This is a genomic window from Bradyrhizobium sp. USDA 3311, assembly GCF_054062495.1.
Window position 1 is genome coordinate 2050867 of record NZ_JBSSFI010000001.1, and the last position, 20916, is coordinate 2071782.

16 protein-coding genes are annotated in these 20916 nt (G+C 63.0%); 6 read left to right on the forward strand and 10 right to left on the reverse strand.

Translation table 11 applies throughout. The annotated features are described in order from the left end of the window. Positions 1–105: 105 nt before the first annotated feature. The 3 genes from ACVWW6_RS09660 to rpmB form a co-directional block, all read right to left on the reverse strand. Positions 106–3402 (reverse strand): DEAD/DEAH box helicase, encoded by a 3297-nt coding sequence (locus ACVWW6_RS09660; RefSeq protein ID WP_456680606.1) that lies wholly within the window; start codon positions 3400–3402, stop codon positions 106–108. Continuing rightward, a complete protein-coding gene (locus tag ACVWW6_RS09665) occupies positions 3395–4129 on the reverse strand; it encodes a hypothetical protein (RefSeq protein WP_456680607.1) in 735 nt (244 codons plus the stop codon). The genes ACVWW6_RS09660 and ACVWW6_RS09665 overlap by 8 nt, the downstream gene beginning before the upstream one ends. A gap of 276 nt (positions 4130–4405) precedes the next feature. After that, positions 4406–4711, reverse strand: a complete 306-nt coding sequence (gene rpmB, locus ACVWW6_RS09670) for a 50S ribosomal protein L28 (RefSeq protein ID WP_456680608.1) — start codon at positions 4709–4711, stop codon at positions 4406–4408. A gap of 531 nt (positions 4712–5242) precedes the next feature. Here rpmB and ACVWW6_RS09675 point away from each other — a divergent pair. The 5 genes from ACVWW6_RS09675 (at position 5243) to ACVWW6_RS09695 (ending at position 12088) form a co-directional block, all read left to right on the forward strand. Beyond that, positions 5243–6052 (forward strand): DUF3108 domain-containing protein, encoded by an 810-nt coding sequence (locus ACVWW6_RS09675; RefSeq protein ID WP_271556358.1) that lies wholly within the window; start codon positions 5243–5245, stop codon positions 6050–6052. Positions 6053–6830: 778 nt separating this feature from the next. Beyond that, on the forward strand, positions 6831–10205 hold the full coding sequence (locus tag ACVWW6_RS09680; protein WP_456680609.1) for a helicase-related protein: 3375 nt from the start codon (positions 6831–6833) through the stop codon (positions 10203–10205). Positions 10206–10226: 21 nt separating this feature from the next. Then, positions 10227–10484: an RNA-binding S4 domain-containing protein gene (locus ACVWW6_RS09685; protein WP_456683141.1), complete on the forward strand. Its 258-nt coding sequence runs from the start codon at positions 10227–10229 to the stop codon at positions 10482–10484. Between the two features lie 132 nt (positions 10485–10616). Continuing rightward, entirely contained in the window at positions 10617–10955 is a 339-nt protein-coding gene (gene fdxA / locus ACVWW6_RS09690; RefSeq protein ID WP_011082989.1) for a ferredoxin FdxA, read from the forward strand. 344 nt (positions 10956–11299) lie between these two features. Next, on the forward strand, positions 11300–12088 hold the full coding sequence (locus tag ACVWW6_RS09695) for a CarD family transcriptional regulator (RefSeq protein WP_161532582.1): 789 nt from the start codon (positions 11300–11302) through the stop codon (positions 12086–12088). Between the two features lie 242 nt (positions 12089–12330). On the opposite strand, the gene ACVWW6_RS09700 is transcribed toward ACVWW6_RS09695, so the two are convergent. From ACVWW6_RS09700 to cyoA, 7 genes are read right to left on the reverse strand one after another with little or no spacing between them, the layout of a single operon-like run. Further along, positions 12331–12864, reverse strand: coding sequence for a response regulator transcription factor (locus ACVWW6_RS09700; protein WP_027545216.1), 534 nt, complete (start codon positions 12862–12864; stop codon positions 12331–12333). Further along, positions 12854–14251: an ATP-binding protein gene (locus ACVWW6_RS09705; protein ID WP_456680610.1), complete on the reverse strand. Its 1398-nt coding sequence runs from the start codon at positions 14249–14251 to the stop codon at positions 12854–12856. Before ACVWW6_RS09705 ends, ACVWW6_RS09700 begins: the two co-directional genes overlap by 11 nt. Beyond that, a complete protein-coding gene (locus ACVWW6_RS09710; protein ID WP_060909872.1) occupies positions 14223–15083 on the reverse strand; it encodes an SURF1 family protein in 861 nt (286 codons plus the stop codon). Before ACVWW6_RS09710 ends, ACVWW6_RS09705 begins: the two co-directional genes overlap by 29 nt. Beyond that, the gene (gene cyoD, locus ACVWW6_RS09715) at positions 15080–15460 is read right to left on the reverse strand and encodes a cytochrome o ubiquinol oxidase subunit IV (protein WP_456680611.1); all 381 of its coding nucleotides are present in this window, start codon (positions 15458–15460) and stop codon (positions 15080–15082) included. Before cyoD ends, ACVWW6_RS09710 begins: the two co-directional genes overlap by 4 nt. After that, positions 15457–16086: a cytochrome o ubiquinol oxidase subunit III gene (cyoC, locus tag ACVWW6_RS09720; RefSeq protein ID WP_456680612.1), complete on the reverse strand. Its 630-nt coding sequence runs from the start codon at positions 16084–16086 to the stop codon at positions 15457–15459. The genes cyoD and cyoC overlap by 4 nt, the downstream gene beginning before the upstream one ends. After that, a complete protein-coding gene (gene cyoB, locus ACVWW6_RS09725; RefSeq protein WP_456680613.1) occupies positions 16087–18084 on the reverse strand; it encodes a cytochrome o ubiquinol oxidase subunit I in 1998 nt (665 codons plus the stop codon). Positions 18085–18095: 11 nt separating this feature from the next. After that, positions 18096–19256: a ubiquinol oxidase subunit II gene (gene cyoA, locus ACVWW6_RS09730; protein WP_011082981.1), complete on the reverse strand. Its 1161-nt coding sequence runs from the start codon at positions 19254–19256 to the stop codon at positions 18096–18098. A gap of 181 nt (positions 19257–19437) precedes the next feature. On the opposite strand from cyoA, the gene ACVWW6_RS09735 reads away from it, so the two are divergent. Further along, positions 19438–20766, forward strand: a complete 1329-nt coding sequence (locus ACVWW6_RS09735) for an MFS transporter (RefSeq protein ID WP_161532579.1) — start codon at positions 19438–19440, stop codon at positions 20764–20766. The last annotated feature ends 150 nt before the right edge of the window (positions 20767–20916 follow it).

Here is a 20916-nt window from a genome sequence, read left to right on the forward strand (position 1 = left end):
TGCCGACCCGGGATAGCAGAGCACGATGTGCTTGGGTGCGTGCGTGGCGGCACGCCCGACAATGCTCGCGAGACGAGCATACCGGGAAATGGAAGAACGAGCCAATCATCCGAGAACGTCGCGCACACTAATGGCACTTTCAACGCGAACGACGACGTCAGAGAGCGTCTCGTTGAGGCCAGCCGCCGGCATAAGTTTGGCGAGCCCCTGGTACTCACGGTGGATCGCGATTCGATTTGGACGACGTGAGCGTATCTGTCGGAGAGCTACTTTTTCGGGGCTATCAAGCCCCTCTCTAACCGCTGTTCCAAGGGTGGCTAAATTTATCGGAACGATGGGCACGCTTGGGAACAGGGCCGTATAAAGCTGGGCTAGTATGCTATGAAGGTAAGAAAGCTCGGGCACAATACGCAATACGAATTCACGGGCCCGCTCGCACTTTCCGATCTTAGCGTTCGGCGTTCCTGCGATTTTCTCTAATGTTGCGAGAGTATCACCGCTCATCCATGCGGGGAGCATTCGCTCGAAAACAGAGAGAGCAAAAATGCCCCGGTCATCGTCGTTCTTGAGGCGTTTATAGGGGGCTCCAAACATTCCCTCGAGGCTCTCCGGTCGCATCAACTGCGGAATTGAGCTGGGGTTATTGCGCAGCCACGTGAAGAGCCAGGTTCTCCAAGCTGCGGTCGTTTGAGGCAACGCGCTCGCGCTGGCGATTAGGTAATGGACCAAACTCGTCAAAAGTCGAGCCGGTATACCCGAAGCGGCTGCTATCTCATCAATCCAAGTGTTTGTGATGTCGGGATCGGCATTGCGCAAGCGAATCGCTGCCTCTGTACGAGTTTTGATCCATTCTGCGTCATGGCGTCGACGCGCGCGAAATGCCGCAAATGAGCGCGAGATGAGATGAGTAGCTGGTTCATCGGGATCAGGCCCGGATCCTTTCGGTAGGCGGCCAAGGAAGTACTTTGCCGACGCGGATATCGGCTCGGTGGCCGCGTGCACTTGATCCAGTAGCGCAGCGAAAGGATCATCGATCTGCAAACACTGATCGCTCTGAGAGAAGATCGCTTGCAGATCTGACCAGTGACTGTGAATTTGATTCGTCTTGCTTTGAAAGTCAACGACCTTGCTGGGAACTATTAGGACTAGTCCCTGAGAGGCTTCCCCCGCTCGACCCGCTCGACCTGCAGCGTTCAGAAGCTCATGTGCATCCAGTTGCGCTAGCCGATTGGCATCTGGATCAAAACGACTGTCGCCAGCAATTATGACTACCTCGCTAGGCAGGTTCATTCCCTGGGCTAGCGTTGAAGTCGCGACCAGCGCGCTAATTCCATCCGCGCGACGAAATAATTCTTCGTGCAAGTGTCGCTCGGACAGGATGAGAAGTCCGTGATGGCACGCGCTAGCATCGAGAAGTGTCCCGTCGGGTGCTACACGTATGTAAAGGTGTTCCGCACCTCCCGCTTCTTCTTCCGCAGCTCGATAGTGCGATCGTTCCGTCTCGGTGAGGCGGATTGCTTTATCTCCTGCCGCTTCATTGATCGCATTGCACGTGCTCTTACAAAGAGGGATTGTCTGTGCAAAAATAAGTGTCTTAAGCCCTGTTTCGCTCGTTGCTGCGCCGATAGCCGCGCTGACTTGATTCCCGTTTGGGGTAAGGTACCAAGCTCCATCGTAGCGATTGCCGGTGGACAGCGTCACTGCTTCTTGCAGAAGCGGAAGCAAGGCATAGTCGTTGCGCGCCTTAGATACCCACGTTTGGCGCAGGCAGAAAAAGCCAAATGGTTGCGCTTTGAGGTCTCGCTTGAGTGCGGCCGGTACGCTTTTGTTTCTTACGCTTCTTCTCGTTTCAGCGAGCTTTGCACGAAGGTCATTCAGCGTCTCTGACGCGTAAACCACGCACCCGCGTACTTGGCGGGTGGGTTTCCACTTTATGTCTAACGCTAAACACGGGCGGCCTGTGACTTCATTCAGCCAATCCGCGATTTCGTGCGTATTTTTCATCATCGCGGACAGAAGCAGAATGTCAGCCGTATCCGCAATCGTACTTAGATTGAGAAAGCAGAGCATCGCATCAATACTGCGACGACTCGTGTCGATGTTGCGCGGGTGAAGTAGATGGCATTCATCGAAGACGATGAGGCCGACGTCTTCGAAAACTTCCCGGCTGAAGCTGAGCATTGCAAGGCATCGTTCAGGAGTCAGAACGCTGATGCTCGGAAGCGGTTCGACAATTCCTGGTGAGAAGATTAGCTCTTCCACCAATTCGCGCTGAACTTGAGCTTGAGGGAAGGTCTTACTCAGGGCGCTAGCCGTCTGGTCTACCAGCGCGAGCGTTGGCACCAAGAAAATTACTTTTACGCCGCGCAGTAGTGAGGCTGCTATCTTTAGCTCGGCCAGCTTTGATTTTCCTCCACCGGTGGGAAAGCTAACCGCCGCCGATGTGCCCGTTTCTAGATAGCCTTGGGCTATAGCTTCGCGATGGTTGCGCCAAACATATGGTCGTTGCTTCGCCATTTGCTTCAATAGGTCCTCCCAGCGATAGGAGAGAATCCCATCAGGCGGGGGAACAGCGACGAGTGCAGAGGCAGGAAAGTCTCGCGCCACAGCTTGCAGTAGTTTTGCGAGATGGTGAGGCCCGGGGAAAATGTTGTAGGGAGCCTCACCGTCGGGAGGGCCAATTCCTTCGATGCGTTCCCTTGAAAGAGAGACTACGTTCTCGAATATCTGAGAGGCGCTTGCTCCAAGCAGGTCTGTTGGCTCGCCGAGCATTTCGCCGGCGAGCGCGTACACACCTCTCAAGATCATGAGATAAAGAGCATTAGTTCCTACAGTGCCGGCGTCGGTTGAACCCACCGCCGCCACGGATGGTATCGTTCGGCTGATAATTGAGCCTAGACGACCGGTGGCTAGATCAGAAATGGAGCTCAGGAGCCGCGCTTCTATGAGACTTGCATTTTCCGCAGGTCGAATGCGCTTGGCAATTTCGGCAGCATCTGTGCTTGCTTCAGCAACCAAAAACAACAGTGCGGCGGAGACGTCAGGAGAAATGGAATCGAGCGAAAGATAGCTGGGCCGAGGAATTTCGAGAGAGCCTGCGAGTTCTGCCAGCATGCAAGCATGATGGGCTGACCCAGCTACAAAGGCGGCGGCTGAGCGGTCCTCTCGCAAAGGGGAGACAGCAACAAAAGCTTCCTCCGCGGACGCAAGCCGCTTCATGTAAAGAACAGAGCTGCGTACGCTCTCGGGCAGTTGCTGCCCTGTGCCGGCTTGGCGGATGCGAATGCGAGCAGCGACGATTTCGGCGTATACCTCGGTAAATGTCTGGGGTAGGCGCTCAAGGTTCAGCCCTTCCAAAGGAGGGGCTTGAGCAATTACCGCTACTGTGTCCGGATCAAACACTCTGCAATTCCTGCGAGCTCAAGAACGAAATGGCTTTGCCTGCTAACGCCTTCATCCAAGGCCGCAATTCCTCTACGTAAAAGATCTCACCGCGACGTCGCGTCACGTCTCCAGCAGCGATATCATCGTACCCTTTGAACAGCTGCTTCCGTCCCTCGTCGGACGTGAAGTTTGGGTTTCCAACGGTTATACTGAGACGATAGTGGCGAACTTGCTTCCAGATGATGTTCTCGATCGCCTTGTCAGGATCAACATCTGGCCTCGTACAAAGTAATGCACTTACGTCAGCCGTTAATACATTCTCACGGTCACCAGATTCTAGCAGTCTAAATTCGGGCCATACTTCGCCCGTGATTGTTTGGCGCGGATTGCTAGTTGCTTTGTCTTCGAAGATCACTGCTGCCGAAACACGGCCGGTAGTCTGATCGAGTTCGAGCTGTAAGCCGTCGAATCCCTTGTGAGCGAGGATCATGTGTGGCGCTCTTGTGAGTGCTGACGGACTCGCCTGCGTTGCGACGAGCCACGACATCGTTTGAAATATCCAACCATCGCGGTGCCATGTCTCTGCCCCTTCAGGCACCGAAAGCAACTTGATCGCAGCTGTTCGTGCGGCTTTCGTGCTCGGTGGAGGCGCATTGTTCAGGCCAGCAAGGATCTTGGCGACGTGACGGGACTGACCCAGAGCAACACGAGCAATGCGCTTGGCTAGCTCGGTCTCGTCCTGCACTGTCCAGGAACATCCCTGACAGAGGCCCCCATCCAGAAAATTCGTGAGCACAATTGGCATTTAGACGAGAGAATATCTTTGGTTGCAAATGCAAGTTGCAGACGACCCTATACTCGATTCCCTCGTTGCTCGATGGAAAAGATAGGATAACCAAGCGATCTGGTACCAAAAACAAAAACGGCCGGATCTTCCGATCCGGCCGCTACACAAAACTCTACTGGCTAAGCCTACGCCACGCGACGCTACTTAGCCCCCGCCCAACTCGAAAAGATTCGCTTAGCTGGCCTTCTTGACCGGCGCGTCGCCGACCTTCTTCTGGATGGCGCGCTTCAGCTCGAGGGCGCGCGGCGACAGGAGGTCGGCCTTGGCCTTGAGCAGGAAGGCGTCCAGGCCGCCATTGTGGTCGACGCTCTTGACCGCGTTGGTCGAGACGCGCAGGCGCACGTTGCGCTCCAGGGCTTCGCTGATGAACGTCACGTTGACGAGGTTCGGCAGGAAGCGGCGCTTGGTCTTGATGTTGGAGTGGCTGACCTTGTGGCCGACGAGGGGGCCCTTGGCCGTCAGTTCGCAGCGGCGAGACATGTCACAAATCCTCAATCTAAGCCCCCAACGATTTGCGGCCGCCATTCGGGGCGCCACGGGGGCAAATTCTCTGTCCTTGCAGGGAGCGGCGGACGTATAGGGGGGAAGCGGCGGGACGTCAAGTTTTTGGGGCGGGATTCATGCCCGGCGCCATGCCCACAATCGGTGTCATCGCCCGGCTTGGCCGGGCGATCCAGTATTCCGTGACGGCGCGGCCGGAGTCGAGGGGCCGCGGCGTACTGGATGCCCCGGTCAAGCCGGGGCATGACTGGGGAATAAGCGGCAAGAGCTTACCACCCCCGATCACCAAAACGGCAATGTTTGAAGTGCCTTACCATCACATAAAGGGCGTATTCGCCGCCGAAGTATCAGGTGGAGTTCCGCGCTTGTTGCGCCCGAACACATTGTTTGCCGCGGTTTTTGGCTTAAGTAACAACCGTCGCGCCCCGATTGGATCGTTTCGTGCCCATTTCCTCCCGATTTGCGCCCAAGCCGCGCAACGCCAGCCCGCGGTCTGCCGCCCGGCTGGCCATGGCGGCCCTGTGCGGGCTGGTCTTTGCCTGGGAGGCGAAGCCGGCCGCCGCGCAAGGCAAGCTCGAGGCGCAGTATGAGGCGACGCTGGCCGGCATTCCGGTCGGCAGGGGCGCCTGGAACATCGACATCCAGGACGACGTGTTTGCCGCGGCGGCCTCCGGCGGCACCACCGGGCTTTTGAAGTCGTTCGCGGGCGGGTCCGGCACCGGCGCCAGCCAAGGGCGGGTCGTCAACGGCGCGCTGGTTGCGACCGGCTACCAGGCCTCCACCACCACCTCGAAGAAGACCGAAGAGATCCGCATCACGCTCGACAAGGGCAATGTGAAGGAGTTCGGCATCGTGCCGGAGCCGCCGGTCGACCCTGATCGTATCGTCGTCACCGAGGCGCATCGCCGCGGCGTCTGGGATCCGATGACGGCCTCGCTGTTGCGCGTGCCCGGCACCGGCGACCCCGTGACGCCGGACGCCTGCCACAACGCAGCGCCGGTGTTCGACGGCCGCATGCGCTACGACCTCAAGCTCGATTTCAAGCGCATGGAGACCGTGAAGGCGGAGAAGGGCTATCGCGGCCCGGTCGTGGTCTGCGCGCTCTATTTCGTGCCTGTCGCCGGCTACATCCCCGACCGCCCCGTGATCAAATACCTCGCCGCCCAGCGCAACATCGAGATCGCCTTCGCCCCGGTCGCCGGCACGCGCATCCTGGTTCCGTTCTGGCTGAAAGTGCCGACGCCGCTCGGCCCCGCGATGCTCGAAGCCACCAGCTTCATCACATCCGCCCAGCCGCCGCGGGTCGCGAAGACGCAGTAAAGGCCGCGCCATACGGGCTACCATTCCTCCGTCATTCCTGGGCGCGCCACTTGGCGCGAACCCGGAATCCATGGTGAGGCGAACCTTGCGGCCCTGATAGATTCCGGGTTCGCGACCAGCGTCGCGCCCCGGAATGACGAGCGGAGCGATTCGGCACGCAGTTCCAACACCTTACCCGCCGTCACCCCGCCAATCCCGCGCGCGCCGTTTCTACTGTGCATGGGGTTGTTCTCGCAGTTTTTGTTTTGGCGCCCTCGATCCGTGAATCCATTTGACTCCTCCCCGATTCTGATTCGACTCCGCGCCGTCCCCAATTTTAAGGAACCCGCCACCGAAACGTCGCTTGTGCGGCAGCCCAAAACTCCATCTAGTGCAATCAAACACAGGGCGCCGCGACATGTTGCGTGAACGTAACAGGACTCAACAGGGAGTCAGCGATTCGGCCGCGATTCGTTCTAGAGTCGTTCCGAAGCTTAAGGACACAGGGAAAAGCGTCGCAAAGTGAGACAGTTGCGCGAGGTTCGGGCGGCTCCTTCTTCTCCCTCGCCCCGTTCTTACGGGGAGAGGGTTGGGGTGAGGGGCTGCTTCCACGGAATAGGTGATAGCTGGTTCGTGGAGAGTCCCCCTCACCCGGATCGCTTCGCGATCCGACCTCTCCCCGCAAGCGGGGCGAGGTGACTTCCAAGCGCTTCGCGCCTGGCCCTAATCGAGCCCGGCCGCCGCGCCGCCCCAAACAGCACTGACATTCGCCGAAATCGGCACTACCTAATCGTACAGAATGGCTTTTCCCCCTTCCCCCTTCGCCTCCGAGCGCGCACCCGGCGCGGGTGTCACTGCGGTGCTCGGGCCGACCAACACCGGCAAGACCCATCTCGCCATCGAGCGGATGCTCGCGCATCCCTCCGGCATGATCGGCTTGCCGCTGCGCCTGCTCGCGCGCGAGGTCTATAACAAGATCGCCGATCGCAAGGGCGTGGAGAGCGTCGCGCTGATCACCGGCGAGGAGAAGATCAAGCCGAAGAACCCGCGCTATTGGGTCTCCACCGTCGAGGCGATGCCGAGAGATCTCGACGTCTCCTTCCTCGCTGTGGACGAGGTCCAGATCGCCTCCGATCTCGAACGCGGCCACGTCTTCACCGACCGCATCCTCAACCGTCGCGGCCGCGACGAGACGCTGCTGCTGGGCGCGGCGACCATGCGCCCGATCATCGAGCGGCTCCTGCCCGGCGTGTCCATGATCACGCGGCCGCGGCTGTCGCAGCTCGAATTCGCCGGCGACCGCAAGATCACGCGCCAGCCGCGCCGCACCGCCATCGTCGCGTTCTCGGCCGACGAGGTCTATGCCATCGCCGAGCTGATCCGCCGCCAGCACGGCGGCGCCGCCGTGGTGCTCGGCTCGCTGTCGCCGCGCACCAGAAATGCGCAGGTGTCGATGTTCCAGAACGGCGACGTCGATTATCTCGTCGCCACCGACGCGGTCGGCATGGGCCTCAATCTCGACGTCGACCACGTCGCCTTCGCCTCCGACCGCAAGTTCGACGGCTACCAGTTCCGCCGCCTGACGCCGTCTGAGTTCGCGCAGATTGCCGGCCGTGCCGGCCGCGCCACGCGAAATGGAACGTTCGGTACCACCGGCCGCTGCGCGCCGTTCGAGCCCGAGCTCGTCAACGCGCTGCAGAACCACACCTTCGACAGCGTGAAGATGCTGCAATGGCGCAATTCGAAGCTGGATTTCTCCTCGCTCGGCGCGCTCCAGGTGTCGCTGAACCTCTCCCCCGGCCATGAGGCGCTGACGCGCGCGCCGATCGCCGAGGACATGCGCGTGCTCGACCACGTCGCCCGCGACGCCGATGTGCGCGATTCCGCACATGGCAAGCTGGCCGTGGAGCGGCTGTGGGAGGCCTGCCAGGTCCCCGATTACCGAAAACTGTCGCCGGCGGCCCATGGCGAGCTCGTGACCACGCTGTACGGCTTCCTGATGCAGAAGGGCCGCATTCCAGATGCCTGGTTCGCGGCCCAGGTCGACCAGGCCGACCGCATCGACGGCGATATCGACACGCTGTCGGGCCGGATCGCGCAGATTCGCACCTGGACCTTCGTCGCCAACCGGCCGGACTGGCTCGCCGACCCCGAACACTGGCAGGGGATTACGCGGGAGGTCGAAAATAAATTATCGGATGCGCTCCATGAACGCTTGACTGAGCGTTTCGTTGATCGCCGGACCAGTGTATTGATGCGCCGCCTGCGGGAGAACACGAGCTTGAATACTGAAATCGGCAAGACCGGCGAAGTCATCGTCGAAGGCCATGTCATCGGCCGTCTCGATGGCTTCACCTTTGCACCGGATGCGGCGGAAGCCGGCTCCGATGCGAAAGCCTTGCAGGCTGCGGCCCAAGCGGTGCTCGCCGGCGAGATCAACGCGCGCGCCGAAAAGCTGGGCAACGCGCCGGACGAGCAGTTCGTGCTGACCTCGGAAGGCACCATCCGCTGGACCGGCGACGCCGTGGCGCGACTGTCCGCCGCGGAGGACGCGCTGCATCCGCGCATCCGCATCATCTCGGACGAGCGCCTGACCGGCAGCCCGCGCGAGAAGGTGCAGGCGCGGCTCGACCTCTGGCTCAAGACGCATATCGAAAAGCTGCTCGGGCCGATGTTCGAGCTCTCCAAGGCCGAGGACGTCACCGGCATTGCCCGCGGCATCGCCTATCAGCTCGTCGAGGCGCTCGGCGTGCTCGAACGTCCCAGGATCGCCAACGAGCTGAAGGATCTCGACCAGCCCTCGCGCGCCACTTTACGCAAATACGGCGTCCGCTTCGGCGCCTATCACCTCTATTTCCCCGGCCTGCTCAAGCCCGCCGCGCGTGCGCTGGCCGCGCTGCTGTGGGCGCTGAAGCAGGACAATGTCGATCTGTCCTCGCTCTCGGGCGCGCAGCATCTGGCATCTTCGGGCCGCACCTCGTTCCCGGTCGACAAGCAGCTGCCGCGCGATGCCTATCGCGTGCTCGGCTACAAGCAGGCCGGCGAGCGTGCCGTGCGCGTCGACATCCTGGAGCGCCTGGCCGACCTGATCCGTCCGGCGCTGGCCTGGCGCGAGAACTCGCCCGGCGAAAAGCCCGCCGGCGCGTTCGACGGCCGCAGCTTTATCGTGACCCAGGCGATGACCTCGCTCACGGGCTCCGCGGGCGAAGATTTCGCCTCGGTGCTGCGCGCGCTCGGCTATCGCATGGAGAAGCGCCCGCCGCTGCCGCCGAAGCCTGTTGCGCCTGTTGTGGAAGCGTCCAGCGCAGAGGCTTCCGCCGAGACGCCCGCGACCGAAATACCGGTCGAGGACGCTGTCGCCGCAGACACACCGATCGAAGTCGCTGCCGAAGCCGTCACCGTCGAAGACGCGCCCGGCATGGAGCAGCACGACGAGCCCGCGCACCAAGAGCCGGCGCTCGAAGCATCGCTAGAGGCGCCCGTCACGCCCGAAGATGCTCCCGGCATCGCGCCGCCGGCCGAAGAGGCCGCCGCGCCCACCGAGGCTGCCGGCCTCGAAGCCGCGCCCGCTGAAGCTGCCGCTGTCGAAGCTGCTGCATCGCCCGATGCCGCCGCGCCTGTCGAGGCCGCTGCCGCGCCCGCCGAGCCCGAGCTCGTCGAGGTCTGGCGTCCCGGCGGCCGTCACGAGGATCGCAAGCCGCGCCACGAGCGCCATCGCCATCAGCGTCACCACCATCAGCCGCGTCCGCAGGCGGGCGCCGAGGCGGGTGCTGCGCCCGTGGAGGGCGAGGCCGCGCAAGCAGCCGACGGCGAGAAGCGCGGCGAGCGTCATCGCCATGGCGGGCATCGGAAAGATTTCCGCAAGGGCCGCGAAGGTGGCGCCGACGGGGCGCCGCGTCCCGAGGGACGCGACGACAAGAACCGCAGCTTCCAGGGCAAGGATCGCGACAAGGATCGCGATCGCAACAAGGGCAAGTTCGGCGGCGATCGCGACAAGGGCCGCGACAATCGTGGCCGCGACCGCGACAAGGGCCGTGACCGCCAAGGCGGGCCGTCGCTGCGTCCCTACGCCTCGAGCGCGAACCCGCGCGAGCGCGATCGGCCGGTCGATCCCAATTCGCCCTTCGCAAAGCTCGCTGCGCTGAAGGAGCAGCTCGCGGGGCGCAAGGAGTAGCCTACGACCGAGCGGCAGCGCATCGACAAATGGCTGTGGCACGCGCGGGTGGTGAAGGCGCGCACCTCCGCGGCTGAACTCGTCGAGTCCGGCCATGTCCGCGTCAACGGCACGCGCGAGACCTCGCCCGGTCATGCGATCAAGGTCGGCGACGTGCTCACCATCGCGCTCGACCGCACCGTGCGCGTGTTGAAAGTGATAGCCTTCAACGAGCGCCGCGGCGATGCCGCCTCGGCGCGCGTGCTCTACGAGGAGCTCGCCGAAGGAAAGCGCAATTAATTGCGCTTTGAATTCATTTCTTGGTCGATCAATCGCGCAAAGCCGTCATGATCGGCCGTCCCCGACCTTGCGGCGCCGGGCCATCCGCGCTACGCAAGCCGCGACTTTTAAAAGAGCTTTTCGGAGCGTTGGATGACTTACGTCGTCACTGAAAACTGCATCAAGTGCAAGTACACCGACTGCGTCGAGGTCTGCCCGGTCGACTGTTTCTACGAGGGTGACAACATGCTCGTCATCCATCCTGACGAATGCATCGACTGCGGTGTGTGCGAGCCGGAATGCCCCGCCGACGCCATCAAGCCGGACACGGAACCGGGCCTGGAAAAGTGGCTCTCGGTCAACGCCGACTACGCCAAGAGCTGGCCGAACATCACCCAAAAGAAAGAATCACCCGCCGACGCCAAGGAATTCGACGGTATGGAGGGCAAGTTCGAGAAATATTTTTCTCCGAATCCCGGCTCCGGAGACTAATTCGGACCCAAACTTAACCCTAATACCTTCGTTCGCGCCGAAAACCAGGCCTAAAGACCCCTAAATCATTGATTTTTGCGGGAAATGTGCTATATTGGGCACATTAAGCCGAACCCCGTCAGCCCCGTTGGCCCCTCTGGGTTCCCGTGAAACCAAATGTCGAACAGGGGCGTGGCAGTTTCCGCGCGCAGGCTGTGTCACAGAAAACGCGTAAAAAGAGTACTTCAGCGAGGGCTTCCCATAAGGAGGCCAAAAAAGTCGCCGCGGCCAGCCGTAGCGCATCCAAGGGTCGGACCGCGACTAAGGCGCCGGCTGCAAAGTCCTCGAAGAACAAAAGAAGCGCAATGCCTAACAAGACTGCCAAACCGGCCGCGAAAGCGACCGTTGCCAAGCCTGCTGCTGCTAAGGTTCCCGCTGCCAAGCCCGCTGCGCCGAAGGCCTCTGTTGCTGCTCCTGCCAAGGCTCCTGTTGCTGCCAAGCCGGCCGTGAAGCCGGCGGCTGCTGCGCCGAAGGTCGAGGAAAAGAAGGTCGTCACCCAGCGTCAGGGCTTCAAGGCCAACGAATTCGTCGTCTATCCCGCTCACGGCGTCGGCCAGATCCTGGCCATCGAGGAGCAGGAGATCGCCGGTGCGAAGCTCGAGCTGTTCGTCATCAACTTCATCAAGGACAAGATGACGCTGCGCGTTCCGACCGCCAAGGTCGCGAACGTCGGCATGCGCAAGCTGTCCGAGCCCGCGCTGGTGAAGAAGGCGCTGGAAACGCTCAAGGGCCGCGCCCGCGTCAAGCGCACCATGTGGTCGCGCCGCGCCCAGGAATACGAAGCGAAGATCAATTCGGGCGATATCGTCGCGATCGCGGAAGTCGTGCGCGACCTCTATCGCTCCGAGTCGCAGCCCGAGCAGTCCTACTCTGAACGCCAGCTCTATGAAGCCGCGCTCGATCGTCTGTCCCGCGAGATCGCGGTGGTGCAGCACTCGACCGAGACCGAAGCGGTCAAGGAGATCGAGGCCCAGCTCGCCAAGAGCCCGCGCCGCAACGCCAAGGCGGAAGCCACCGAGGGCGAGGCGGATGCCGAGGGCGATGCCGACGATACCGATGGCGACGACACCACCGTCGCCGACGAGGCGGCGTAAGCGCCACGTCGCGTCGATCGCAACAGATCAAAAGCCCGGCCTTGCGGCCGGGCTTTTTGTTTGGGGGCAGGGTCATACCAAGCGTCGTCCTGGCGAAGGCCAGGACCCATTACCCCAGGTTTGAGTTGCTGCGACGGCTCGGAGTTACAGCCTTCGTCAAACCGCAGCCTGTGGTGATGGGTCCTGGATCGGCGCTCGCTTTGCTCGCTGGTCCAGGACGACGAGGAGAAGGAGGCCTTGCCTCATTTCACCGGCCGCTTTTCCAGCTTCCTCGCCAGCGTCCGCCGGTGCATGCCGAGCCGCCTCGCCGCCTCCGAAATATTGAAATCCGTCTCGATCAGGGTCTGGTGGATGCGTTCCCATTCCAGCGTCTTGATCGATGTCGGCCGCGCATCGAGCGCGACTTCGGCATTGCCTTCGGCCTTGTTGAAGGCGGCCTCGATGTCGTCGGTGTTCGACGGCTTGGCCAGATAGTGGCAGGCGCCGAGCTTGATCGCCTCGACGGCAGTCGAGATGCTGGCAAAGCCGGTCAGCACCACGATCAGCATCTCCTCGTCGTGCGTGTGCAGCAGCTCGACGCAAGCCAAGCCCGAAGCGCCGCCGAGCTTGAGATCGACCACGGCGTGGCCGAAGGATCGCTCCTCCAGCACTTTCCGCACCTCCTCGATCGAGCCGGCGAGCACGACCTCGTAGCCGCGGCGCTCGAACGAGCGTTTCAGCGTGCGCGCAAAGCCTTCATCGTCTTCGACGACGATGAGCGAACGGTCAGGCGTCAAAGCTGCCTCCGATCGCGAGCGTTGCGAGCGGCAGGGTCAGGCGGACGGTGGCGCCGCGCTTCCTGTGGTTCTCGGCGGTTACGCTGCCCCCGAGCTTGCGCACAACGTTGACCACCAGGAACAGGCCGAGCCCGCCGCCGGCGCGGCCCTTGCTGGAGTGATAGGGCTTGCCGAGCTGCGCCAGCATCTCCGGCGCAAAGCCCGGGCCGCGGTCGCTGATCGACAGCACGAGATTGTCGCCCTCGCGCTCGGCCAGAAGCTCGACCCAGTCGCGCGAGACCTCATAGGCGTTGTCGAGCACGTTGAAGATCACCTGCTTCAGCGCGACGTCCGAGGCGATCGCGACGTCCTCGCCGAACGTGTTGACGAAATAGAGCGTGCGCGCCGAACGGGCGTTGCGCCACTCATCGACCAGTGCGGTGACGAAGGCCGTCACCGTCGTCGGCGAGGAACCTTCACCACGCGCTTCGCCGGCGGACACCAGAATGCCCGTCACGATCGACTTGCAGCGTTGCAGCGAGGTCTCCATCTCCGCGAGATCCTCGGCGAGTTCCTGATCGGCGGCGAGGTCCGGCATGCGGCGCCAATCGCTGAGGATCACCGAGAGCGAGGCCAGCGGGGTGCCGAGCTCGTGCGCTGCACCCGATGCTAGCAGGCCCATGCGGACGATGTGGTCCTGCTCGGCCGCATGCTGGCGCAGCGCCGCCAGATGCGCGTCGCGCTCGCGCAGGTTCCTGTTGATGCGGGTGACGAACACGACCAGCAGCACGGCGTTGAGGACGAAGCCCAACAGCATGCCGGCCACGGTGAGGCTGTAGGCCTCGCTGATCGGGTTCGGCGGCAGGTCGAGCGGCCGGTACGCCAATGTCAGCCAGACAAAGCTGGCGCAGGTCAGCGCCACCAGCGACCAGGTCGAGCGCGCATCGAGCAGCACCGCGCCCAGCGTCACCTGGAGCAGGAATAGCGAGGTGAACGGATTGGTGGCGCCGCCGCTGAGATAGAGCTGCGCGGTCAACGCCGCGACGTCGAGCATCAAGGCGACCAGCAGCTCGTTGCTGGAGACCGCGGCGCGATGGCGCACCCAGACCAGGCTCGAGACGTTGAGCAGCACCAGCGCGCCGATCACGGCGCTCATCCGCTCCAGCGGCAGGGGGATGCCGAGCCAGAAATGCACGCCGCCGATGGTCACGATCTGGCCGACCACCGCGGTCCAGCGCAGCTGGATCAGCAACGCCATGTTCTTGCGGTTGGTCTCGTCGTCGGTCGGCGCGGCGCCGATCAGCTCGCTGCGCGCGTCCGCCTGCGATTGCAGCGTGACGGCGAGCTCGCCAAACGCCTGGGGAGGCGTTCTTCGGTCGTCAGGTCTGTTCGACGATCGTTCCAGCATCTGATCCCGTCCTGCGGGCGGCAGCATCGGAGCCGCCGGCCGGTTCGTGGACGAAGCGCCCGCGGCGGAACAGCCCGCCGCCGAATGTGACGAAAAGTTTACCGGCCAGCATGAACGCCAGGGCAAACCACGTCAGCGCGTAGATCAGGTGGTTATTGGGAAAGCGGATCACGGTCAATCCGCCGATGGGGCCCTCGATGGGGCCTTGGGCGGTTTGTGATCCGGCATCGGCATCGACGAAAAAGGGTGCGACATCGTGGAGGCCGCGCGCCGCCGCAATCGCGGCGACATCCCGCGAGTACCAGCGGTTGTGCTGGGGCACGTTGTTGCGGAGGAAGCCGCCTTTTGGCTCCGTCATGCGCAGCAGGCCGGTGATCTCGACCTCGCCGTCCGGATTGCCGTTCCGGCGCGTCGATGCCTCGCGCCGCTCGGGCGGCACGAAGCCGCGATTGATCAGGACCTGGGTGCCGTCGTCGCGCTTGAGAGGCGTCAGCACCCAATAGCCGGGGCCTTCCTCGGTGACGGCCTGAACCAGCGTCTCGCGGTCATGCAGGAAGCGGCCGGCGACGGTGACATGCCTGTATTCGTCGCTTGCGGCGGAGACCGCAGGCCACGAAGCGGGCGAGGGGATCGGCTGGGCCGGGGCATGGACGCGCTGCTCGACGCGGTCGATCAACGCCAGCTTCCAGGCGCGGCGTTCGATCTGCCAGATGCCGAGCGCGATCAGAGCGGCAAAGGCCGTGAGCGAGAGGACCGTGAGCCAGAAGGACGGGCGCGCAGCCTTACGGCGCGCCCGTCCTGCCTTGCTCGTCACGGTCCCCAATTCGCTCACTTCATTCCGCTCATCTGGTGGATCGGCATCATGTTGCTGTTGAGGTGGTTCATCACCCACAGCGAACCGGACAGCGCGATCACCACCATGACGATGGTGAAGATCAGCGCCATCATGCTCCAGCCGTTCTCGGATTTCGTGTTCATGTGCAGGAAGTAGATCATGTGCACGACGATCTGCACGACCGCGAAGGCCATGATGACCAGCGCGGTGATCTGCTTGCTCGGCAGTGTGCCGCTCATCACCAGCCAGAACGGGATCGCGGTGAGCACGACCGAGAGCACGAAGCCGAGCATGTAGCCCGAGAACGTGCTGTGGGCGTGGCCGTCGTCGTGGTGATGGTCGCCCGCGTGAGCGGTGTGGGTATCGGTGTTCATCGCAGAACTCCCAGGAGATAGACGAAGGTGAAGACGCCGATCCAGACCACGTCGAGGAAGTGCCAGAACATCGACAGGCACATCAGGCGGCGGCGGTTGGCTTCGATCAGGCCGAACTTCCAGACCTGCACCATCAACGTGACCAGCCAGATCAGGCCGCAGCTGACGTGCAGGCCGTGGGTGCCGACCAGGGTGAAGAAGGCGGACAGGAAGGCGCTGCGCTGGGGCGTTGCGCCTTCATGGATCATGTGGGCGAACTCGGTCAGCTCGATGCCGATGAAGGCGAGGCCGAACAGGCCGGTGATCGCCAGCCACATCTGCGTCTGCGCGATCTTGTTCTGCTGCATCGTCAACATCGCGAAGCCGTAGGTGATCGACGACAGCAGCAGCATCGAGGTGTTCACCGCGACCAGGTCGAGGTCGAACAGGTCCTTCGGCGCGGGGCCGGCGGCGAAGTTGGCGCCGAGCACGCCGAAGGCGGCGAACAGCATCGCGAAGATGAGGCAGTCGCTCATCAGGTAGATCCAGAAGCCGAGCGAGGTGCTGTAGCCTTCCGGATGCGGGTGTTCGTCGGCGAGACAGAAGACCGGCTCGCCGGTTTGCGAGGGATTGACAGCGACAGTCATTTACTTGGCTCCGGCGAGCAGTTTGGTGCGCGCGTCCTCGGTCCGGATGACGTCGTCAGCCGGAATGTCGAAGTCGCGGTGATAGTTGAAGGTGTGACCGATCCCGACGGCGAGCATCGCGATGAAGCTCGCGGCGGCCAGCCACCAGATGTACCAGATCAGGCCGAATCCCATCGCGGTTGCCAAGCCGGCGAGGATGATTCCGGTGCCGGTGCTGCTCGGCATGTGGATCGGCTTGAACCCGATGAGCGGACGCTGGTAGCCGTGCTTCTTCATGTCCCACCACGCGTCATTGTCGTGAACGACGGGGGTGAAGGCGAAGTTGTAGTCCGGCGGGGGCGAGGAGGTCGCCCATTCCAGCGTGCGCGCGTCCCAGGGATCGCCGGTGACGTCCTTGAGCTGCTCGCGCTTGAGGAAGCTGACCGCGAACTGCATCAGCATGCTGAGAATGCCGAGGAAGACGAGGCCGGCGCCGATCGCGGCGATGACGAACCAGATCTGCAAGGACGGATCGTCGAACACGCGCAGGCGGCGGGTCACGCCCATCAGGCCGAGCACATAGAGCGGCATGAAGGCGAGGTAGAAGCCGACGACCCAGAACCAGAACGACAGCTTGCCCCAGAACACATCGAGCTTGAAGCCGAACGCCTTCGGGAACCAATAATTGATTCCGGCGAACGCGCCGAACACCACGCCGCCGATGATCACGTTGTGGAAGTGCGCGATCAGGAACAGGCTGTTGTGCAGCACGAAGTCGGCCGGCGGCACCGCCAGCAGAACGCCGGTCATGCCGCCGAGCACGAAGGTCAGCATGAAGGCGATCGTCCACATCATCGGCAGCTCGTAGCGGATGCGGCCGCGATACATCGTGAACAGCCAGTTGAACATCTTCGCGCCCGTCGGGATCGAGATGATCATCGTGGTGATGCCGAAGAACGAGTTCACGCTGGCGCCCGAGCCCATCGTGAAGAAGTGGTGCAGCCACACGAGATACGACAGGATGGTGATGACGACCGTGGCGTAGACCATCGAGGTGTAGCCGAACAGGCGCTTGCCGGAGAAGGTCGAGGTGACTTCCGAGAAGATGCCGAAGGCGGGGAGAACCAGGATGTAGACCTCGGGATGGCCCCAGATCCAGATCAGGTTCACGTACATCATCGGGCTGCCGCCGAAATCGTTCGTGAAGAAGTTGGTGCCGACGTAGCGATCGAGCGAGAGCAGCGCGAGCACGACGGTCAGAACCGGGAAGGAGGCGACGATCAGGATGTTGGTGCAGAGCGAGGTCCAGGTGAACACCGGCATCTTCATCATGGTCATGCCGGGGCACCGCAGCTTGACGATGGTGCAGATCAGGTTGATGCCGGATAACGTCGTTCCGACGCCGGCGACCTGCAGCGCCCAGATGTAATAGTCGACGCCGACATCAGGGCTGTAGCCGATGTTCGACAGCGGCGGATAGGCGAGCCAGCCGGTGCGGGCGAACTCGCCGATGAACAGCGAGGCCATCACCAGCACCGCGCCGCCGACCGTCATCCAGAAGCTGAAATTGTTCAGGAACGGGAACGACACGTCGCGCGCGCCGATCTGGAGCGGAACGACGTAGTTCATCAGGCCCGTGACCAGCGGCATCGCCACGAAGAAGATCATGATCACGCCGTGGGCGGTGAAGACCTGGTCGTAGTGATGGGCGTTGAGATAGCCTTCGGAGCCGCCGAACGCGAGCATCTGCTGGCCGCGCATCATCAGCGCGTCGGCGAAGCCGCGCAGCAGCATCACGATGCCGAGGATCATGTACATGATGCCGATGCGCTTGTGGTCCACCGTGGTGAACCATTCGCGCCAGAGGTAGCCCCAGAGACGGAAATAGGTGAGGCCGCCGAGCAGCGTGGCGCCGCCGAGCGCGACCACCACGAAGGTGCCGACGACGATCGGCTCGTGCAGTGGCAGTGACTCGAGGCCGAGCCGGCCGAAGATGAGCTTGAGAAGATCAGGAGACATGCGAGCTCTCTTTAGGAGTCTGACTTCGGACGCTGTCCGAGGAAGAAGGACGAGGACTTGAGCGGCGTGAAGGTCGGCCGCTTCAGGCCGGCGCCGAGCAGCGGCGCGGTGTCGGCCGGCGCCTTGATCGACGCGGTGGTCTGGCCCTGCGGCGCATCCGGCGTGCAGGTGCCGGCGACGAAGGTCGGCTCGGGCCCGAGCGCGGTGCCGCGGCGGGCGTACTTGTCGTAGGCGAGCGGCAGGGTGTTGTTCAGGCCCTCATGGCCGCGGCCGCCCTTGGCGTCGATCGCCATCATCTCGCTCTGGCACATCTTGCCGGTCTCGACGCACATGTTGAGGATCAGGCGGTAGAGATCGGTATCGATGGTGCCGTAGCGCCGCACCGGCTCGTTCTGGCTCGGCTTTTCGAGCTGGAGATATTCGGCGCGGCCGAGCGAGCCGCCGGCGGACTTGGCGCTGGCGATCCAGGCGTCAAAGCCCTTGTCGTCGAGGCCCTGGAAGTCGAAGTGCATGCCGGAGAAGCCGGCGCCGCTGTAGTTCGCCGAGAAGCCCTTGTAGGTGCCGGTGTGGTTCACGACGGCGTGGAGCTTGGTCTCCATGCCCGGCATCGCGTAGATCTGGCCGGCGAGCGCGGGGATGTAGAACGAGTTCATCACCGAGGAGGCGGTGATGCGGAAGTTGATCGGGCGATCGACCGGCGCCGCCAGGTCGTTGACGGTGGCGATGCCGTAGTCCGGATAGATGAAGAGCCACTTCCAGTCGAGCGCGACGACGTCGACCTCGAGCGGGGCCTTGGACTGGTCCACGGCGCGGTCGGCGTGGATGCGGCCGAGCGTGCGATAGGGGTCGAGCAGATGCGTGCCCATCCAGGTCAGCGCGCCCAGGCAAATGATGATCAGCAGCGGCGCCGACCAGATCACCAGCTCGAGCTTGGTCGAGTGGTCCCAATCCGGCTCGTAGCGGGCCGAGGTGTTGGACTGGCGGTAGCGCCAGGCGAACAGCACCGTCAGTGCCATCACGGGGACGACGATCAGGAGCATCAGGACGGTGGAGATGATGACGAGGTCGCGCTGCTGGGCAGCGATGTCGCCGGCTGGCGCCAGCACGACGTAGTTGCAGCCACTGAGCGCGGCTGCCAAGGGTAGCAGCGCCAGGATCTTGAGACGGGACACGGGCCGAGCCTTTGAGAATGAGTTTCCTTTGCGGGGCCAACGGGTAGCTGCGGCGCAGCAATCCGGACATTGGACAATTTGTCCAATGTTGCAGTGCGGAATGTTGGGCCAGACAGGCCCGGATTGCCTGGCGCCCCGCCGGGCGGTCGGCTTTGGTTTTCAGGACGTTAAGGGCGCACGAATGGCGACGGCACAGACCCCTGCAATGGCAGACCTCCACTCGGGCGAGCACGGCCACGACCAGGCCAGTCCCGGCGAGATCGCCATCGGCGTCATCATCGGCCGCACCTCGGAATTCTTCGACTTCTTCGTCTACGCGATCGCCTCGGTGATCGTGTTCCCGCGCCTGGTGTTTCCGTTCACCAGCGAACTGACCGGCACGCTCTATTCCTTCATGATTTTCGCGCTGGCCTTCATGGCCCGGCCGATCGGAACCGTCATTTTCATGACGGTCGACCGTGAGTACGGCAAGACGGCCAAGCTGGTCTCGGCGCTGTTCCTGCTCGGCACCGCCACCGTGGCGCTCGCGTTCCTGCCCGGCTATTCCGAGATTGGCAGCGCCGCGATCTGGCTGCTGGCGCTGGCGCGTATCGCGCAGGGTCTGGCCTGGGGCGGCGCCTGGGACGGCATGGCCTCGCTGCTGGCGCTGAACGCTCCGCCCTCCAAGCGCGGCTGGTACGCGATGGTGCCGCAGCTCGGGGCCCCGCTCGGGCTGATCGTGGCGAGCGCGCTGTTCGCCTATTTCGCCGGCAACCTCTCGGCCGACGATTTCTTCGACTGGGGCTGGCGCTATCCGTTCTTCGTCGCCTTCGCCATCAACGTCGTGGCGCTGTTCGCGCGCCTGCGCATGGTGACGACGGAAGAATACGCGACGCTGTTCGAGACCCGTGAATTGCAGCCCGCGCGCATCTCCGAGACGGTCGCGCGCGAAGGCCAGAACATCATGCTCGGCGCATTCGCGCCGCTGGCGAGCTTTGCGCTGTTCCACATGGTCACGGTGTTTCCGCTGTCCTGGGTGTTCCTGTTCACCCGCGAAAGCCCGGTGCGCTTCCTGATCATCGAGATCGTCGCCGCCGTGTTCGGCGTCGCCGCGATCGTGGCCTCCGGCATCATCGCCGACCGCGTCGGCCGCAAGTCGCTGCTGATGGGATCGGCGATCGCGATCGCGATCTACAGCGGCTTCGCTCCGCAGCTGCTCGACGCCGGCGCGTTCGGCGAGACCATCTACATGGTGATCGGCTTCATCCTGCTCGGCCTGTCGTTCGGCCAGTCCTCGGGCGCGATCGCCTCGAACTTCAAGCAGGCGTATCGCTACACGGCCTCGGCGCTGACCTCTGACATGGCCTGGCTGTTCGGCGCCGGCTTCGCGCCGCTGGTCGCGCTGTTGCTTGCCACCAATCTCGGCGTCATCGCCTCGGGTGCGTATCTGCTCTCGGGCGCGTTCTGGACGCTGCTCGCGCTCTGGCTCAGCGGCCAGCGCGAGGCGGGCGACATGGACGCGGGCGGTTAGTCAAGCGCGAAGCTCGTAGGGTGGGCAAAGGCGCATGGCGCCGTGCCCACCTCTCTCAACGATTGCGATCGGAAATGGTGGGCACGCTACGCTTTGCCCACCCTACGGCAGTGTCTTCGTGGCTCCAGATCCCGGGTTCGCGCCAAGCGC